The 13855-nt window shown below is 73.6% G+C and carries 12 protein-coding genes; 10 read left to right on the top strand and 2 right to left on the bottom strand.

Going from position 1 to position 13855, the window contains the following annotated elements; genetic code table 11:
* Positions 1–47: 47 nt before the first annotated feature.
* The 3 genes from ACIBQ8_RS42405 to ACIBQ8_RS42395 all read left to right on the top strand — a co-directional run bounded on the left by ACIBQ8_RS42405 (position 48) and on the right by ACIBQ8_RS42395 (position 4604).
* Positions 48–1058, top strand: coding sequence for a LacI family DNA-binding transcriptional regulator (locus ACIBQ8_RS42405; protein WP_397170861.1), 1011 nt, complete (start codon positions 48–50; stop codon positions 1056–1058).
* 70 nt (positions 1059–1128) lie between these two features.
* A complete protein-coding gene (locus ACIBQ8_RS42400) occupies positions 1129–2709 on the top strand; it encodes a hypothetical protein (protein WP_397170862.1) in 1581 nt (526 codons plus the stop codon).
* A gap of 2 nt (positions 2710–2711) precedes the next feature.
* On the top strand, positions 2712–4604 hold the full coding sequence (locus ACIBQ8_RS42395) for a hypothetical protein (RefSeq protein WP_397194933.1): 1893 nt from the start codon (positions 2712–2714) through the stop codon (positions 4602–4604).
* Here ACIBQ8_RS42395 and ACIBQ8_RS42390 read toward each other — a convergent pair.
* Positions 4574–5284: a TetR/AcrR family transcriptional regulator gene (locus ACIBQ8_RS42390; RefSeq protein ID WP_397170864.1), complete on the bottom strand. Its 711-nt coding sequence runs from the start codon at positions 5282–5284 to the stop codon at positions 4574–4576. The genes ACIBQ8_RS42395 and ACIBQ8_RS42390 overlap by 31 nt on opposite strands.
* A gap of 66 nt (positions 5285–5350) precedes the next feature.
* Between ACIBQ8_RS42390 and ACIBQ8_RS42385 the strand changes: the two genes are divergently transcribed.
* The 6 genes from ACIBQ8_RS42385 to ACIBQ8_RS42360 are packed head-to-tail and all read left to right on the top strand — an operon-like array spanning position 5351 to position 11860.
* A complete protein-coding gene (locus tag ACIBQ8_RS42385; protein ID WP_397170866.1) occupies positions 5351–6208 on the top strand; it encodes an alpha/beta hydrolase in 858 nt (285 codons plus the stop codon).
* Between the two features lie 10 nt (positions 6209–6218).
* Positions 6219–7472: an ABC transporter substrate-binding protein gene (locus ACIBQ8_RS42380; RefSeq protein WP_397170868.1), complete on the top strand. Its 1254-nt coding sequence runs from the start codon at positions 6219–6221 to the stop codon at positions 7470–7472.
* Positions 7473–7474: 2 nt separating this feature from the next.
* Complete coding sequence (locus ACIBQ8_RS42375) at positions 7475–8392, top strand: carbohydrate ABC transporter permease (RefSeq protein ID WP_397194932.1); 918 nt, start codon at positions 7475–7477, stop codon at positions 8390–8392.
* On the top strand, positions 8389–9189 hold the full coding sequence (locus ACIBQ8_RS42370; RefSeq protein ID WP_397170872.1) for a carbohydrate ABC transporter permease: 801 nt from the start codon (positions 8389–8391) through the stop codon (positions 9187–9189). Before ACIBQ8_RS42375 ends, ACIBQ8_RS42370 begins: the two co-directional genes overlap by 4 nt.
* Positions 9186–10508, top strand: a complete 1323-nt coding sequence (locus tag ACIBQ8_RS42365) for a M28 family metallopeptidase (protein ID WP_397194931.1) — start codon at positions 9186–9188, stop codon at positions 10506–10508. Before ACIBQ8_RS42370 ends, ACIBQ8_RS42365 begins: the two co-directional genes overlap by 4 nt.
* Complete coding sequence (locus tag ACIBQ8_RS42360; protein WP_397194930.1) at positions 10505–11860, top strand: carboxylesterase/lipase family protein; 1356 nt, start codon at positions 10505–10507, stop codon at positions 11858–11860. Before ACIBQ8_RS42365 ends, ACIBQ8_RS42360 begins: the two co-directional genes overlap by 4 nt.
* A 3-nt stretch (positions 11861–11863) precedes the next feature.
* On the opposite strand, the gene ACIBQ8_RS42355 is transcribed toward ACIBQ8_RS42360, so the two are convergent.
* The gene (locus ACIBQ8_RS42355; protein WP_397194929.1) at positions 11864–12709 is read right to left on the bottom strand and encodes an SDR family oxidoreductase; all 846 of its coding nucleotides are present in this window, start codon (positions 12707–12709) and stop codon (positions 11864–11866) included.
* 102 nt (positions 12710–12811) lie between these two features.
* On the opposite strand from ACIBQ8_RS42355, the gene ACIBQ8_RS42350 reads away from it, so the two are divergent.
* On the top strand, positions 12812–13849 hold the full coding sequence (locus ACIBQ8_RS42350) for a helix-turn-helix transcriptional regulator (protein WP_397194928.1): 1038 nt from the start codon (positions 12812–12814) through the stop codon (positions 13847–13849).
* Positions 13850–13855 lie beyond the last annotated feature (6 nt).

The raw sequence follows: 13855 nt of genomic DNA, 5'->3' as shown, positions 1-13855 counted from the left end.
CCAGCAAAGTGTGTAGTTCGTTCTACGAGAACCCGGAAGGATGGCGTGTGACGAGCGGACGGGTGACGATCGCCGACGTGGCCAGGCGGGCCGGGGTGTCCACGGCCGCCGTGTCGAAGGTGGTGCGCGGGGCGTACGGCGTCAGCGCGGAGATGCAGGCCAAGGTGCGGCAGGCCATCGACGAGCTGGGCTACCGCCCGCACGCCGCGGCCCGCGCCCTGCGCGGACGCACCTACACCCTCGGCGTCATGCTCTCCGACACCCGCAACCCGTTCTTCCCCGACATCATCGAGGGCATCACCGGCCGGCTGGGCGACACCGAGTACCAGGTGCTGCTCGGGCCCGGCGGCATCGAGCCCAAGACGCAGGCCAGGATGACCGACGCCATGATCGACAGGAGCATGGACGGGCTCATCCTGATCTCGCCGGTCATGACGGACGCCGAACTGGCCGCCATCGCGGCGGCCGTCCCGGTCGTCGTCGTGGGCAGGCACGGCGGCGCCGCCGACCACGACGCGGTCGTCGACGACGACGTGATGGGGGCCCGGCTCGTGGTCGACCACCTGGTCGGGCTCGGGCACACCCGCATCGCGCACATCACCCACCTGGAGCGGGCCCGCGCCCAGGGACTGCCGCACATGGTGCGCGCCGAAGGCTACCGCCAGGCGATGCGCGCCCACGGGCTGCCCGACGACGTGCTGGCCACCTCCTTCACCGAGGAGGGCGGCTTCGAGGGCGCGCGGGAACTGCTCGCCCGCGACGACCGGCCCACCGCGATCTTCGCCGGGGCCGACATCGCGGCGCTCGGCGTCCTGCGCGCCGCCGACGAGGCGGGCCTGTCGGTGCCGGAGGACCTGTCCGTCGCCGGGTACGACAACATCGGCATCGCCTCGCTCAAGCGCATCTCGCTCACCAGCGTCGACCAGGACGGACGGGTGATCGGGGCGACCGCCGCGCGCCTGCTCGTCGAGCGCATCGAAGGACGCACGCGGTCGGTGGCGTCGTCGGTGTCGCCCACGCTGATCGTCCGCGGCACCACCGGACCGCCCCGCCCCTGACAGGCCGGCCGCGCCCCGGGGGCCTGTCGCGGGCCATGCATTAAAACGATTCGATGGAAGGACCCCCCACGTGAGACGACTCGCTCTCCTCGCCCTTCTCCTCCCGCTGGTCGCGCCCGCGCAACCGGCCCTGGCCCAGGCGTCCGCCACGACCTGCCCGGTCAGGGTGGACCCGGCCGCCTTCGCCTCCGAGGCCCGCCTGAGCGCCCTGGCCACCCGGCAGGGGACGTTCGGCCCCAGGCCGACCGGCTCGGCCGCGCACGCCGGCTACGTCGACTGGCTGGAGGAGGAGATGTCGGCCATCCCCGGCCTCCAGCTCTCCTCCCTGCCCTACGCCATCGACCGCTGGGACAACCTCGGCACCGGGCTGACCGTCGGCGGCACGTCCGTGCAGGTCGCGGCGCCCGTGCCGTTCTCCTCCTCCACCGGCGCGGGCGGCGTCTCGGCGCCGCTCGTCCACCTGGCCGCGGGGACGAACATCACCGCCGCCAACGCCGCCGGGAAGATCGTCGTCCGGGACCTGCCCTGGACCAGCGTGCCCAACCTGCTGTTCTATCCGCCCACGCTCGGCTACTCCATGTACGACCCGGGCATGACGATCAACCTTCTCGGCTCGGAGTCGATGGAGGCCCCGGCCGCGGCCGACGCCGACCTCAAGGCGGCCGCCGCCGCGGGCGCGCTGGGCGTGATCGAGGTCAGCCAGCTCCCGCACGCCCAGATCAAGGACATGTACGCCCCCTACGAGGGCCTGCCGTACGGCGTGCCCGGCGCGTACGTCGGCGCCGACCAGGGCAAGCAGATCAAGGACGCGCTGGCCGCCGGGCAGCCGGTCCAGGCGTCGCTGAAGGTGAACGCCGCCTGGACGCCGACGACGACCCGCACCCTGCTCGCCACGCTCCCCGGCGGGAGCGCCCAGAAGATCGTCGTGGAGAGCCACACCGACGGCATGAGCCCGGTGTGGGACAACGGCCCGCTCACCATGATCGAGATGGCCCGCTACCTGTCGACGCTGCCGGTGGAGTGCCGTCCGCGGACCGTGCAGTTCGCGTTCGTGACCGGCCACCTCTACCAGCACCTGACCGGCCCCGACGTCCGCGAGGGCGGCGCCGGCCAGCTCGCCGCCCAGCTCGACGCCGAGTACGACCAGGGCAAGGTCTCCTCCGTCGTCGTCCTCGAACACCTCGGCGCCAAGCGCTACGACGCCGTCGCCAGGCCGAACGGCCTGCCGGGCAAGCAGCTCGTCGCCAGCCCCACCCTCACCGAGCTGCTGTGGGTCCCCGTCAGCGAGAGCACGCCGCTGCGCGAGCTGGTCAAGGGCCACATCGAGTACTGGGACGTGCGCCGCACCGCGATCCTCAAGGGCCTGTCGGCGGCCGACCTCGCCACCGTGCCGCACCACTGCAGCTTCGGCGGCGAGGGCACGCCGTACAACCAGCACCTGCTGCCCGTCATCGCGCCCATCGCCGCGCCCAAGACGCTGTTCTCGCCGCAGTTCGGCGCCGAGGCGATCGACCTGCCGGTGATGCGCAAGGCGTCGCTCGCCTTCACCGACGTCGTGCTCGACCTCGGCCCGATGGCCCAGTCGGCCGTCGCGGGCGACGTGACGACCATGCGCCAGCAGCGCGCCTCCGGCACGCCGGGGTGTGCGTGAGCATGGACCGAAGGGCACTCGTGCGCCGGCACAACGTCGCCGACGCCGGGTGCCCGCTCACCGTCGGCAACGGCGAGTTCGCCTTCACCGCCGACGCCACCGGGCTCCAGACGTTCGCGCCGCTCGGCACGCAGGCGCAGTGGGGCTGGCACACGATGCCCAACCCCAAGGGCCACGTGCTGGAGGACGCGCTCACCGACTACGACGGCGTCGGCTACCCCGACCTCTACCCGGCCACCGAGGCGGGCGGCTGGCTGCACGTGAACCCGCACCGCCTGCACCTCGGCCGGATCGGCCTCGACACCGGCGAGGACACCCCGCTCGGCCGGCCGGCGCAGACCCTCGACCTGTGGACCGGCACGCTGTCCAGCTCCTTCGAGCTGGGCGGCCGGCCGCACGAGGTGGAGACGGTCTGTCATCCCGAGCGCGACCTGCTGGCCGTACGCGTCGCCGGCGGCACGGGCGTCAGGATCGCCTTCCCCTACGCCAGCGACGGCTGGCACACCACCGCCGACTGGGACAGCCCCGACCGGCACACCACCACGTGCGCGCGGCGCGGCTCGCGCTGCGACTTCACCCGCGTCCTGGACCAGGACGGCTACCACGTGGCCGCCGAGTGGACGGGAGCGGCGCGGTTCACCTCGCCCGCCCCCCACGTGTACCTGATCCAGGGCGAGGAGCTGGAGCTCGTCGTCGAGTTCGCCCGCCACCCCGTCGGCGGCGACCTGCCGTCCTTCTCCGAGGTCCGTACGGCCGCCGCCGCCCACTGGGAGCGGTTCTGGACGCGCGGCGGCGCGGTCGGCTTCGAGGGCAGCGCCGACCCGCGGGCGCCCGAGCTCGAACGCCGGGTCGTGCTCTCGCAGTACCTCACCGCGGTCAACTGCGCGGGCACCACCCCGCCGCAGGAGACCGGGCTGGCCGTCAACTCCTGGAGCGGCAAGTTCCACCTGGAGATGCACTGGTGGCACGCCGCCCACTTCGCCCTGTGGGGCCGGCCGGAGCTGCTGGAGCGCAGCCTGCCGTGGTATCGCTCGATCCTGCCGCGGGCCAGGGACACGGCCGCGCGGCAGGGGTTCCGCGGCGCCCGCTGGCCCAAGCAGGTGGGGCCGGAGGGCAGGGAGAGCCCGAGCGAGATCGGCGCCTTCATCGTCTGGCAGCAGCCGCACCTGATCTCCTTCGCCGAGCTGCTCCGCCGGATCCGCCCGGCGGCGCTGGAGGAGTACCGGGACCTGGTGTTCGAGACGGCCGAGTTCATGGCCTCCTTCGCGGCCGGCGGGCACCTGGGGCCGCCGCTGGTGCCGGCGCAGGAGTCCTACCACGAGTCCAGGAGGTCGGTGCGGGACCCCGCCTTCGAGCTGGCCTACTGGTGGTGGGGGCTGGCGACGGCCCAGCGCTGGCGGGGCCTGCTCGGCCTCGACCCCGACCCGGAGTGGGCGCGGGTGCTGGACGGCCTGGCCCGGCCGCTGGTGCGCGACGGCGTGTACGCGGCCATCGGCGTGGAGCCGTACACGGTCAGGACCGACCATCCCTCGATGACCGGCGCGCTCGGGTTCGTGCCGCCCACCCCGCTGATCGACCCCGAGATCATGCGGGCCACCCTGCACGACGTGCTCGCCGACTGGGACTGGGACAGCGCGTGGGGGTGGGACTTCCCGATGCTCGCCATGTGCGCGGCCCGGCTCGGCGAGCCCGGCACCGCCGTGGACGCGCTGCTGATGGACGCCCCGAAGAACACGTACCTGCCCAGCGGCCACAACCACCAGTGGCCCGGCCTGCTGCCCCTCTACCTGCCGGGCAACGGCGGCCTGCTGGCCGCCGTCGCCCACATGGCGGCGTCGGGCTGCTTCCCCGAGGGCTGGCGGGTTCAGGCCGAAGGGGTGGTCGCGATGCTGTGATCAGAGCCCTGATCGAGGCCGTGATCAGGGCCGGCGAGCAGGGCGACGGTGTAGTGGTAGAGGTCGCCCGCCGACGACGTCAGCGTGGCGGCGCGGCCCGCGCGCACCTCCGAGGCGATGAACTCGGTGGTGCCGTAGACGATCAGCCGGGGGATCGCGGCGCGCAGCGGCGGCAGCGACGGGTCCTCCAGCCTGGCCCGCGCGGCCAGCGCCGCCAGCATGTCCAGGAAGGGCCGGTAGGCGGTGTCACGCTGCTCGACGGCCCGCTCGCCCGCCCTCGGCAACTCCACGAAGTACGCCTGCGCGTACTCCGGGCGCTCCTGCCACCACCGCAGGTAGGCGGCCAGGCCCAGCCGCAGCGCCACGCGCCAGCGGTCGGCCGCCCCCGACGCCGCCGTCCGGATCGAGTCGATCATCTCGGGCAGGTCGCGCTCGCATCCGGCGAGGAAGCACGCCTCCTTGTCGGCGAACTGGGCGTAGAAGGCGTTGCGCGAGACCCGCGCGGCGGCGATCACGTCGGGCACGGTCGTGGCGGCGTAGCCGCGCCTGGCGACCAGCCGCAGCATGGCCTCCACGAGGCGGTCGCGCTGCGACTCGCGCACCGTGTCGGGGGAGAGCCCGTGCCGCCCCCGAGGCAGCGGCCGGACCGCCGGAACTTCCTTCTGTTCATCTCTTGACATCGCTCACCGATCGTACTTCCCTCTCTTAGGAGACGTTCACGTCTCCAAATATCCCACGAGGTGACCATGGAGAACTTCACTCGTCGGCAGGCGTTGCGGGCCGGGGCGCTCGGCCTCGTGTCGGCCGGATTCCTGTCGCGGACCACCGCGGCCGACGCCGCCTCCACCATCGAGACCATCTACAAGGCGACGGGTCCGTGGCCGGTCGCCACCGGCACCTCGGGCGGCCACCGGCTCTACTACCCCTCGAACCTCGGCGCGGGCGGCGTCACCCACCCGATCGTCACGTGGGGCAACGGCTCGTGGGCCACCCCCGACAACTATCCGGGGCTGCTCAACCACCTGGCCTCCTGGGGCTTCGCGGTGGTCGCCTCCACCGACACCACCACGGGCACCGGCGCCGAGATCCTCGCCGCCGCCCAGCACCTGGCCGGTCTGGACGCCGACCCCGCCAGCGTCTTCCACGGCAAGCTGAACACCGCCCAGATCGGCGCCGTCGGCCACTCCCAGGGCGCGGGCGGGGTCGTCAACGCGGCCAACCACTCCGCCGGGCTGATCAAGACCGTGGTGCCGATCGCCGTGCCCGCGCAGTGGATGGCCAGCCCCGGGGACGAGTTCTCGGTGGCCGCCCTGACCTGCCCGGTGCTGTTCCTCAGCGGCGCGGACGACTGGCTGATCTCCTCGGCCGCGACCGTGCAGGGCTACTACGACCAGGCCACCGCCGGAGCGGGCCGGGCGCTGCTCAAGGGCGCGGGGCACAACGACATCCAGAACACCGGCGGGGCCTTCCTCGGCTACGTGACCGCCTGGCTGAGGTACCGGCTCCAGGCCGACGCCCAGGCCCGCGGGGCGTTCGCCGGCAGCGCCCCCGAGCTCCCCACCAACACCGCCTGGCAGAACCAGGCGCTCAAGAACCTCACCTAGGAGAACCACCATGGCGGATCTGACGCGGCGTGGGCTCCTCGCCGCCGGCGCGCTCACCCTGCTCGCCGGATGCGGCAAGGACCAGCCCCGGCAGCAGGCCGCGGCCGCCGGGCCGCACGGCGAGGTCACCGTCTGGCTGCACGGCTCGCAGGACACCGGCCAGCAGTTCCAGGAGCTCGTGCACCGCTACATCGCCGAGTTCAAGGTGGACGTCAAGCTGCTCTACCTGCCCGTGGGCCAGCTCGACGCCAAACTGCTGACCGCCTTCAGCGGCGGCGCCCCGCCCGACGTCTTCAAGATCGGCCACTGGAGCTTCCCCGCCCACGCCAAGAAGCAGCGGCTCGCCCCCGTCGACACCAAGGCCCTCCCGCTGGGGAACTACGAGCCGGGCACGACCGCCCCGCTGACCTACCGGGACGTGCCCTACGGCGTGCCCATCGACTTCAACCCCTGCCTGCTCTACTACCGCAAGGACCGGTTCGAGCAGGCCGGGCTCGACCCCGACAAGCCCCCGGCGACCTGGGAGGAGGTCGCCGAGTACAGCGCCAAGCTGACCTCGCCCGACCGGGCGCGGGTCGGCCTGCAATGGCTCTACGGCGACCCCCAGTGGGCCCTCATGACGCTGACCGCCCTCGTCCGCGGCAAGGGCGGCGAGCTCGTCACGGACGGCGGCGGCAAGGCGTCGCTGGCCACCGAGCAGGGCATCGCCGCCCTGACGTACATGTCGGGCCTCGGCAACCCCAAGCTCTCCAACCCGCTGGGCGCGCTCGGCCTGTTCTACTCCGGCCAGGCGGCCATGGTCGTCAGCGGCGCCTTCCTCGGCCCCGCGCTGGAGAAGCTGGGCAAGGACAAGCTCACCTTCGGCAAGCAGTACGGCGTCGCCCCCATGCCCACCTGGGACGGCGGGCCGTCCGTCGTCCCCGCCTACACGTGGGGCTGGGGGGTGGCCAAGGACTCGCCCAACCAGTTCACCGCCTGGCACCTGGTCAACTACCTCCAGGGCGCCCCGTCGGTGGCCGCCAACCTCGACAACGGCATCATCATCCCGACCAAGGGCTGGCGCGAGGCCGGGCCGCGCGGCAAGTCGGAGATCATGGAGATCGTCGCCGGCAGCCTGCCGCACGTCGACTTCGGCCCGATCATCCCCGGCGCGCTGGAACTGGCCAAGGCCGCGTCCGGCGCCGTGGACTCCGTCGCCCACGGCAAGGCGACCCCGGCCCAGGCCGCGGCGACCTTCGACGCCACCGTGCGACCGGTCCTGTGAGCGTGCTCGGCGGAGTCGGGGCCCGTCCGCACGGCCCGGTGAGCGTGCTGGGCAGGGTCAGGGCCCGGCCGCAGGCCACGGCGGGCGTGGCGCTGACCCTTCCGGTGGCCGTCTTCTTCGTGGTGTTCTGGCTGGTCCCGTTCCTGTCGGCGATCTATCTCAGCTTCACCGACTACGAGATGGCCGGGACGCCCAACTGGATCGGCCTGGCCAACTACGAGCGCATGTTCGCCGACCCCGGCTTCCTCAACTCGGCGTGGATCACCGTCGTCTACACGGTCTGCACGGTCGTCCCGACGATCGTGCTGGCCCTGCTGGTGGCCGTGCCGCTGAGCAGGCCCGGACGGCTCAACCGCTGGCTCAGGGCGCTCGTCATGATCCCGGCCGTGATGCCGCTGGCCGCCACGTCCATGGTCTGGGTGATCATCTACTCCGACCGCGGCCTGGCCAACACCCTCCTCGGCCTGGCCGGGATTCCCGCGCAGTCCTGGCTGACCAGCTCCGGCCTGGCCATCTGGGCCCTGGTCGTGATGGTCGTCTGGAAGAGCATGGGGCTGTTCGTGATCATCCTGACCGCCGGGCTGCAGGCGCTGCCCGGCGAGGTGTACGAGGCCGCCGCCATCGACGGCTCGGGGCCGGTGACCACGTTCACCCGCATCACGCTCCCGCTGCTGCGCAGGACGCTGCTGTTCGTCCTGGTCATCTCGGTCGCCGGATCGATGCAGGCGTTCGTGCCCGCCTTCCTGCTCACCGGCGGCGGGCCCGCCGACGCCACCCAGGTGCTGCCGTACTACATCTGGGCCAACGCCTTCCCCTACGAGCACATGGGCTACGCCGCCGCCATGGGCATGGTGCTGCTCGTCGCCATGGTGATCGTCTCGGCGCTGCAGTTCGCGTTCCTGAAGGGCGGCGACGAATGAGGGTGCTGCGCGCCGCCTGGCTGATCGTCGCGGTCGGGTTCATGCTGCTGCCGGTCTACGCCATGGTCGTCGTCGCCTCGGCGCCCGACGACACCGACCTGCGCGGGCTGGTCTTCAACGGCTTCCACCTGCCCGAGAACATCGGGGTGCTGTTCGGCGCGGGCAACCTGCCCACGTACCTGCGCAACAGCCTGATCCTGTGCGTCGGCACCGGCGTGCTGGACGTGATCTTCTCGGCCGCCGCCGGGCACGCGATGGCCCACCTGTCCTTCCCCGGCCGCCGCGTGCTGTTCGCGCTGGTGGTCGGCACGCTCGCGCTCACCCCGATGGTCATGGTCATCCCGGTCTTCCTCATCGTGAAGGAGCTCGGCTGGGTCAACACGTTCCAGGGCATGATGGTGCCGGGCATGATCAGCGCGTTCGGCGTCTTCCTGGTGCGCCAGTTCGCCCTCGGCATCCCGAAGGAGCTGCTGCTGGCCGCGCGGGTCGACGGCGCGGGGGAGTTCCGCATCTTCGCGCGCATCGCCGTGCCGCTGCTGCGGCCCGCCCTCATCACCCTGTTCCTGGTGCACTTCCTGGCGCAGTGGGACAACCTGCTGTGGCCGCTGATCGTGGCCAACGAGCAGGAGCTGTGGCCGCTGCCGGTGGGGCTGGCCAACTTCCAGAGCGAGGTCGGCGTCACCTACCACCTGACCACCACCGCGGCGCTGGTCACCGCCGTGCCGCCGTTCGTCCTCATGGTCGCGCTGCAGCGCTACTACGTGGCCGGGCTCACCTTCGGAGGGGTGAAACGATGATCCCTGACCTGATCCCCGGCGCCGCCCTGATGATGGAGTGGATCGAGACGGTCACCGCGCGCGGCGTCCGGCGTCCCGGTTATCCGGCCGACGACTGGACCGCCGCGTGGGCCGCCGGGCGGTTCACCGAGTTCGGGCTGCGCGACGTCCGGCTCGCGCCGGTCGAGCTGCCCGTCTGGCGGCCGGGTACGGCGTCCCTGGTGGTGCGCCTGGACGCCGACCCGTCCAGGGTGGTGCGGGTGGCGGCGTCCGCGCTGCCGTACACCACGCCCAAGGCGAGCGTGACCGCGCCGGTCAGCCGCGAGGTCGTGCCGGGCGCGATCGTCGTGCCCGAGTACGCCTTCACCGAGCTGCCGCAGTCCTACGTCAGGGACCTGGCGACGGCCGTGCACGACCCCGAGGGCGTCTTCGACGACCTGGTCCAGACGCTGCCGTTCCAGCTCGACTACCTCGACGTGCTCCAGGGCGTGATCGACGGCGGCGCCGCCGCGTTCGCGGGCGCGCTGACCGGGGTGCCGTGGGAGACCCGCGACTACTACGTGCCCTACGACGCCGTGCACCGCGACCTGCCGGCCGTCTGGTTGTCGGGCGGCGACTCGCGGCGGGTGCTCGACCTGGTCGACGCCGGCCCCTGCACGGGCACGCTCACCGTCGAGTCGGAGACCGGCCCGGCCGTCTCGCACAACGTGATCGGCACGCTGCCCGGCCGCTCCGGCCAGTGGGTGATCATCGGCTCGCACCACGACGCGCCCTGGGCCTCGGCCGTCGAGGACGCCTCGGGGATCGCGCTGGTGCTGGCCGCCGCCCGGTACTGGGCGGCCGTGCCCGAGCGGGACCGGCCGCACAACCTGCTCTTCCTGCTCACCGCGGGGCACATGGCGCACGCCGCCGGCACCCGGGCCTTCATCGAGCAGCACCGCGGCCTGCTCGGCGACGTCGTGCTCCAGCTCCACCTGGAGCACGCCGCCCGGCGGTGCGTGGCCGTGGACGGCGAGCTGGTCCCCACCGGCGACCCCGAACCCGGCTGGTGGTTCACCACCCGCAAGCCGGAGCTGGAGAGCCTGGTGGCGGCGGCCCTCGTCGCGGAGGACCTGAGACGCTCGTTCGTGCTGCCGCCGGACGCCTTCTCCCCGATGCCGCCCACCGACGGAGCCTTCTTCCACCCCGAAGGGGTGCCGCTGGTGCACTTCCTGTCGGCCCCCATGTACCTGTTCGACTCGGCCGACACCCTCGACAAGGTGTACGAGGACGGCCTCGAACCGCTCACCCGGGCGGCCGTCAGAATCGTCGAAGGGACGGCCGGATGGCGTCGCGCATGATCGTCCGTACCACGTCGGGGCTGATCGAGGGCAGGGCGGAGGAGGGCGGGCTCGCCTTCCTCGGCGTGCCGTACGCCGCCCCGCCCTTCGGCGAGCACCGCTTCGGCGCGCCCGTCCCGCCACCGCCGTGGGACGGCGTGCGGCCCGCCGTCACGCGCGGCCCCGCCGCCCCGCAGGCGGCCGGCACGGACATCGGCCTGTACGCGCCCGACGTCTTCGAAACCGGCGAGGACTGCCTCAACCTCGACGTGCGCACCCCCGGCGGCGGCGAGACGGGGCTGCCCGTCCTGGTCTGGATCCACGGCGGCGCGTTCTCCATCGGCGGCAACGGGGCGGCCTGGCACCAGGGCCACCGCTTCGCCCGCGACGGCGTGGTCTGCGTGGCCGTCAACTACCGGCTCGGCTTCGAGGGCTTCCTCGCCCTGGACGACGCCCCGCTCAACCGGGGCGTGCTCGACTGGCTGGCCGCGCTGGAGTGGGTGCGCGACAACATCGCGGCCTTCGGCGGCGACCCCGGCAACGTGACGGTCGCCGGGCAGTCGGCGGGCGCCGCGGCCGTCGCGACCCTGCTCACCATGCCCCGCGCCGAAGGGCTGTTCCGGCGCGCGATCGTGATGAGCGGCTCGGCCACCCTGGTCGCCGGCGAGCAGGAGGCCCGCGACCACGCCAGGGCGCTCGCCGCCCGCCTCGGCATCGCCCCGACCAGGGCGTCCTTCGCCGCGCTGCCCCCCGAGGAGCTCGTCGCCGCGCAGCCGCCGCCGCTGACCGGCGGCTCCGGCGGGCTGAACGACTCGGTGCCGGTCAAGCCGGTCGTGGACGGCGACCTGATCCCGGCCGTCCCGCTGGACGCCCTGCGGGCGGGCGCGGGCGGGCGCCTTCCGCTGCTGGTGGGCTGCACGTCCCAGGAGGCCGACGTGTTCGTCCGGGGCATGGCCGCCGGGCTCGACGAGGCCGCCGCGCGGGCGGCGCTCGACCACCTCGGCGTCCAGGTGGACGAGCCCGGCCTCACGCCCGCCGAGCGCGTCGCACGCGCCGTCACCCGGCACCTGTTCACCCGCGAGACCCGCTGGATCCGCGAGGCCAGGCCCGCCTACGGCTACGAGTTCCGCTGGGAGTCGCCGGTCGAGAGCCCGGCCGGCGGCGGACGCGTGGGCGCGGTGCACAACCTGGACCTGCCCTTCGTCTTCGACGTGCTGGACGCGCCCGGCGTCGCCCGCACGGCCGGACCGGGCGCGCCGCAGGCGCTGGCCGACGCGATGCACGCCGCCTGGGTGCGCTTCGCCCGCACCGGCGACCCCGGCTGGCCGCTCGGCCACACCATGATCTTCGACGATCCCGCGCCGCCGGGGTGAGGGTCAGCCGGCCGTGAAGTCCGCGCGGTGGTCGGCGACCCACTCGGCGAGCGTGCGGCCCGGCCGTCCGGTCACCGCGGTCACCGGACGCGGGACGTCAGGGACGGTGAGGGTGTCGTGCCAGTAGTCGAGCAGCATCTTCATGACCGGCTCGGGGACGAACCGCCCGGCCTCGGCACGGAACTCCGCCGGCGTGATCTCCACCAGCGGGATCTCCACGCCCAGGGTCTCGCCGATGATCGCCACCTGTTCGGCGCGGGTCAGGGCCTGCGGGCCGGTGAGCGGGATCGCCGTCGCCAGGTGATCGTCGCGGAGCAGGGTCTCGGCGGCGGCCTCGGCGACGTCGTACTCGTGGATCGGGGCCTGCGCCGAGGCGAGGTAGGGCGCCCGGATCGGCGCGCCGGAGCGGATCTGCCAGGCCCAGGAGAGCAGGTTGCCGGCGAACGTGCCGGGACGCAGGATCGTCCAGGCCTGGGCGCGGGAGGTCACGGCGGACTCGACCGCCGCGTGGTGGACCTGGCTCGCCGACCCGTGGTCGCGCCGGAACTCCTTCGCGGCGGCGAGCGAGGACAACACGGTGAAGCGGTGGACGCCGCGGGCGGCGGCCGCGGCGACGAACGACGCCACGCCCTCGGCGGGGAAGACGAAGGCCCGATCGACGCCGGCGAACACCTCCGGCCCGAGCGTGGCGGCGTCGGCCAGGTCGCCGGCCACGACCTCGGCCCCGGCCGGCAGGCCCGCGTCGTCCGGCTTTCGGGTCAGCGCGCGCACGGCGGCGCCGCGGGCCAGCAGGGTCGTGACGAGGTGACGGCCGACGGCGCCGGTCGCGCCGGTGACAAGGATGCTCAAGAGGACCCGCCTCAGGAAAGTGGGGCCGGTCCATCCGGCCCGAACTCCAACCTAGAAACCATTCAGGGCAGTTTCTGTCCACTTCTATTAGGCTCGGCGGGTATGCCGGACGAGACCACGACCGGGCGGGCGCTGCGCCTGCTGGAACTGCTCCAGGCCCGCCGGTCCTGGAGCGGCGGCGAGCTCGCCGGCCGCCTCGGCGTCGACGGCCGCACCCTCCGGCGGGACGTCGATCGGCTGCGCCGCCTCGGCTACCACGTCGAGGCGCGTCGCGGCCCCGACGGCGGCTACCGGCTGTCCACCGGCAGCGACCTGCCGCCGCTGGTGTTCACCCCGGACGAGGCGCTCGCCGTGGCCGCCGCCCTCGCCTCGTCGGCCGCCGGCGGCGCGGCCGGCGGCGGCGAGGTGGCGCTCACCGCCCTGGCCAAGATGGAGCAGGTGATGCCCCCGGCGGTGCGCGGGCGGGTGCGGGCGCTGCGCTCCTCGGTCGCCTTCGGCGGCACGCCGAACGCCGTGGCCGGCGCCTACCCGGCGCCCCTGGACGCCGGCGTGCTGGCGGTCCTGGCGCTGGCCTGCCGGGACGCCGAGCGGGTCCGGCTGCGCGTGATGAGCACCGAGGGGGCCGACACCGGACGGGAGACCCCGTGCCACGTCGAGCCCGCCGCCCTGGTGCCCCGGCAGACCCGGTGGTTCCTCGTCTGCCGCGACCTCGACCGCGACCTCGACCGCGACCTCGACCGCGACCGCGGCTGGCGGGTGCTGCGCGTCGACCGGATCACGGGGGCGTCGGCGACGGGCGTGCGCTTCGAGCCGGAGGAGGTGCCCGGGGGCGATCCGGCCGCGTTCGTCGCCGGCCGGCTCGGCGCCCCGCCGCGCAGGCACTCGGCGACGATCCTCATCCACGCCCCGATCGAGCAGGTGCAGGCGTACATGGGCGGCTTCGCCACGGACTTCGCCCCGGCGACCACCGCCACCGGCCAGGCGGCGACGCACTGGCGCATCGCGGACGTACGCCTTGAGGTCCTCGCCGGCGGCCTGCTCTGGGTGCGATGGCCCTTCGAGGTGGTCGACTCTCCCGAGCTCGCCGCCCTGCTCCGGGACCGTGCGGCGGCCTTCGCCCACGCCGCCGACCCGCGCTGAGGGCTG

The organism is Nonomuraea sp. NPDC049646, assembly GCF_044465525.1.
Lineage (GTDB): Bacteria > Actinomycetota > Actinomycetes > Streptosporangiales > Streptosporangiaceae > Nonomuraea.
Note: the sequence above shows the minus strand (reverse complement) of the source record. Positions and strands in the feature narration are given on the sequence as shown.

Coding starts and splice junctions, on each gene's coding strand:
- ACIBQ8_RS42395 (WP_397194933.1), top strand. CDS start 2,712: ATGGACCGAAGGGCACTCGTGCGCCGGCACAACGTCGCCGACGCCGGG.
- ACIBQ8_RS42390 (WP_397170864.1), bottom strand. CDS start 5,284: ATGTCAAGAGATGAACAGAAGGAAGTTCCGGCGGTCCGGCCGCTGCCT.
- ACIBQ8_RS42385 (WP_397170866.1), top strand. CDS start 5,351: ATGGAGAACTTCACTCGTCGGCAGGCGTTGCGGGCCGGGGCGCTCGGC.
- ACIBQ8_RS42380 (WP_397170868.1), top strand. CDS start 6,219: ATGGCGGATCTGACGCGGCGTGGGCTCCTCGCCGCCGGCGCGCTCACC.
- ACIBQ8_RS42370 (WP_397170872.1), top strand. CDS start 8,389: ATGAGGGTGCTGCGCGCCGCCTGGCTGATCGTCGCGGTCGGGTTCATG.
- ACIBQ8_RS42365 (WP_397194931.1), top strand. CDS start 9,186: ATGATCCCTGACCTGATCCCCGGCGCCGCCCTGATGATGGAGTGGATC.
- ACIBQ8_RS42360 (WP_397194930.1), top strand. CDS start 10,505: ATGATCGTCCGTACCACGTCGGGGCTGATCGAGGGCAGGGCGGAGGAG.
- ACIBQ8_RS42350 (WP_397194928.1), top strand. CDS start 12,812: ATGCCGGACGAGACCACGACCGGGCGGGCGCTGCGCCTGCTGGAACTG.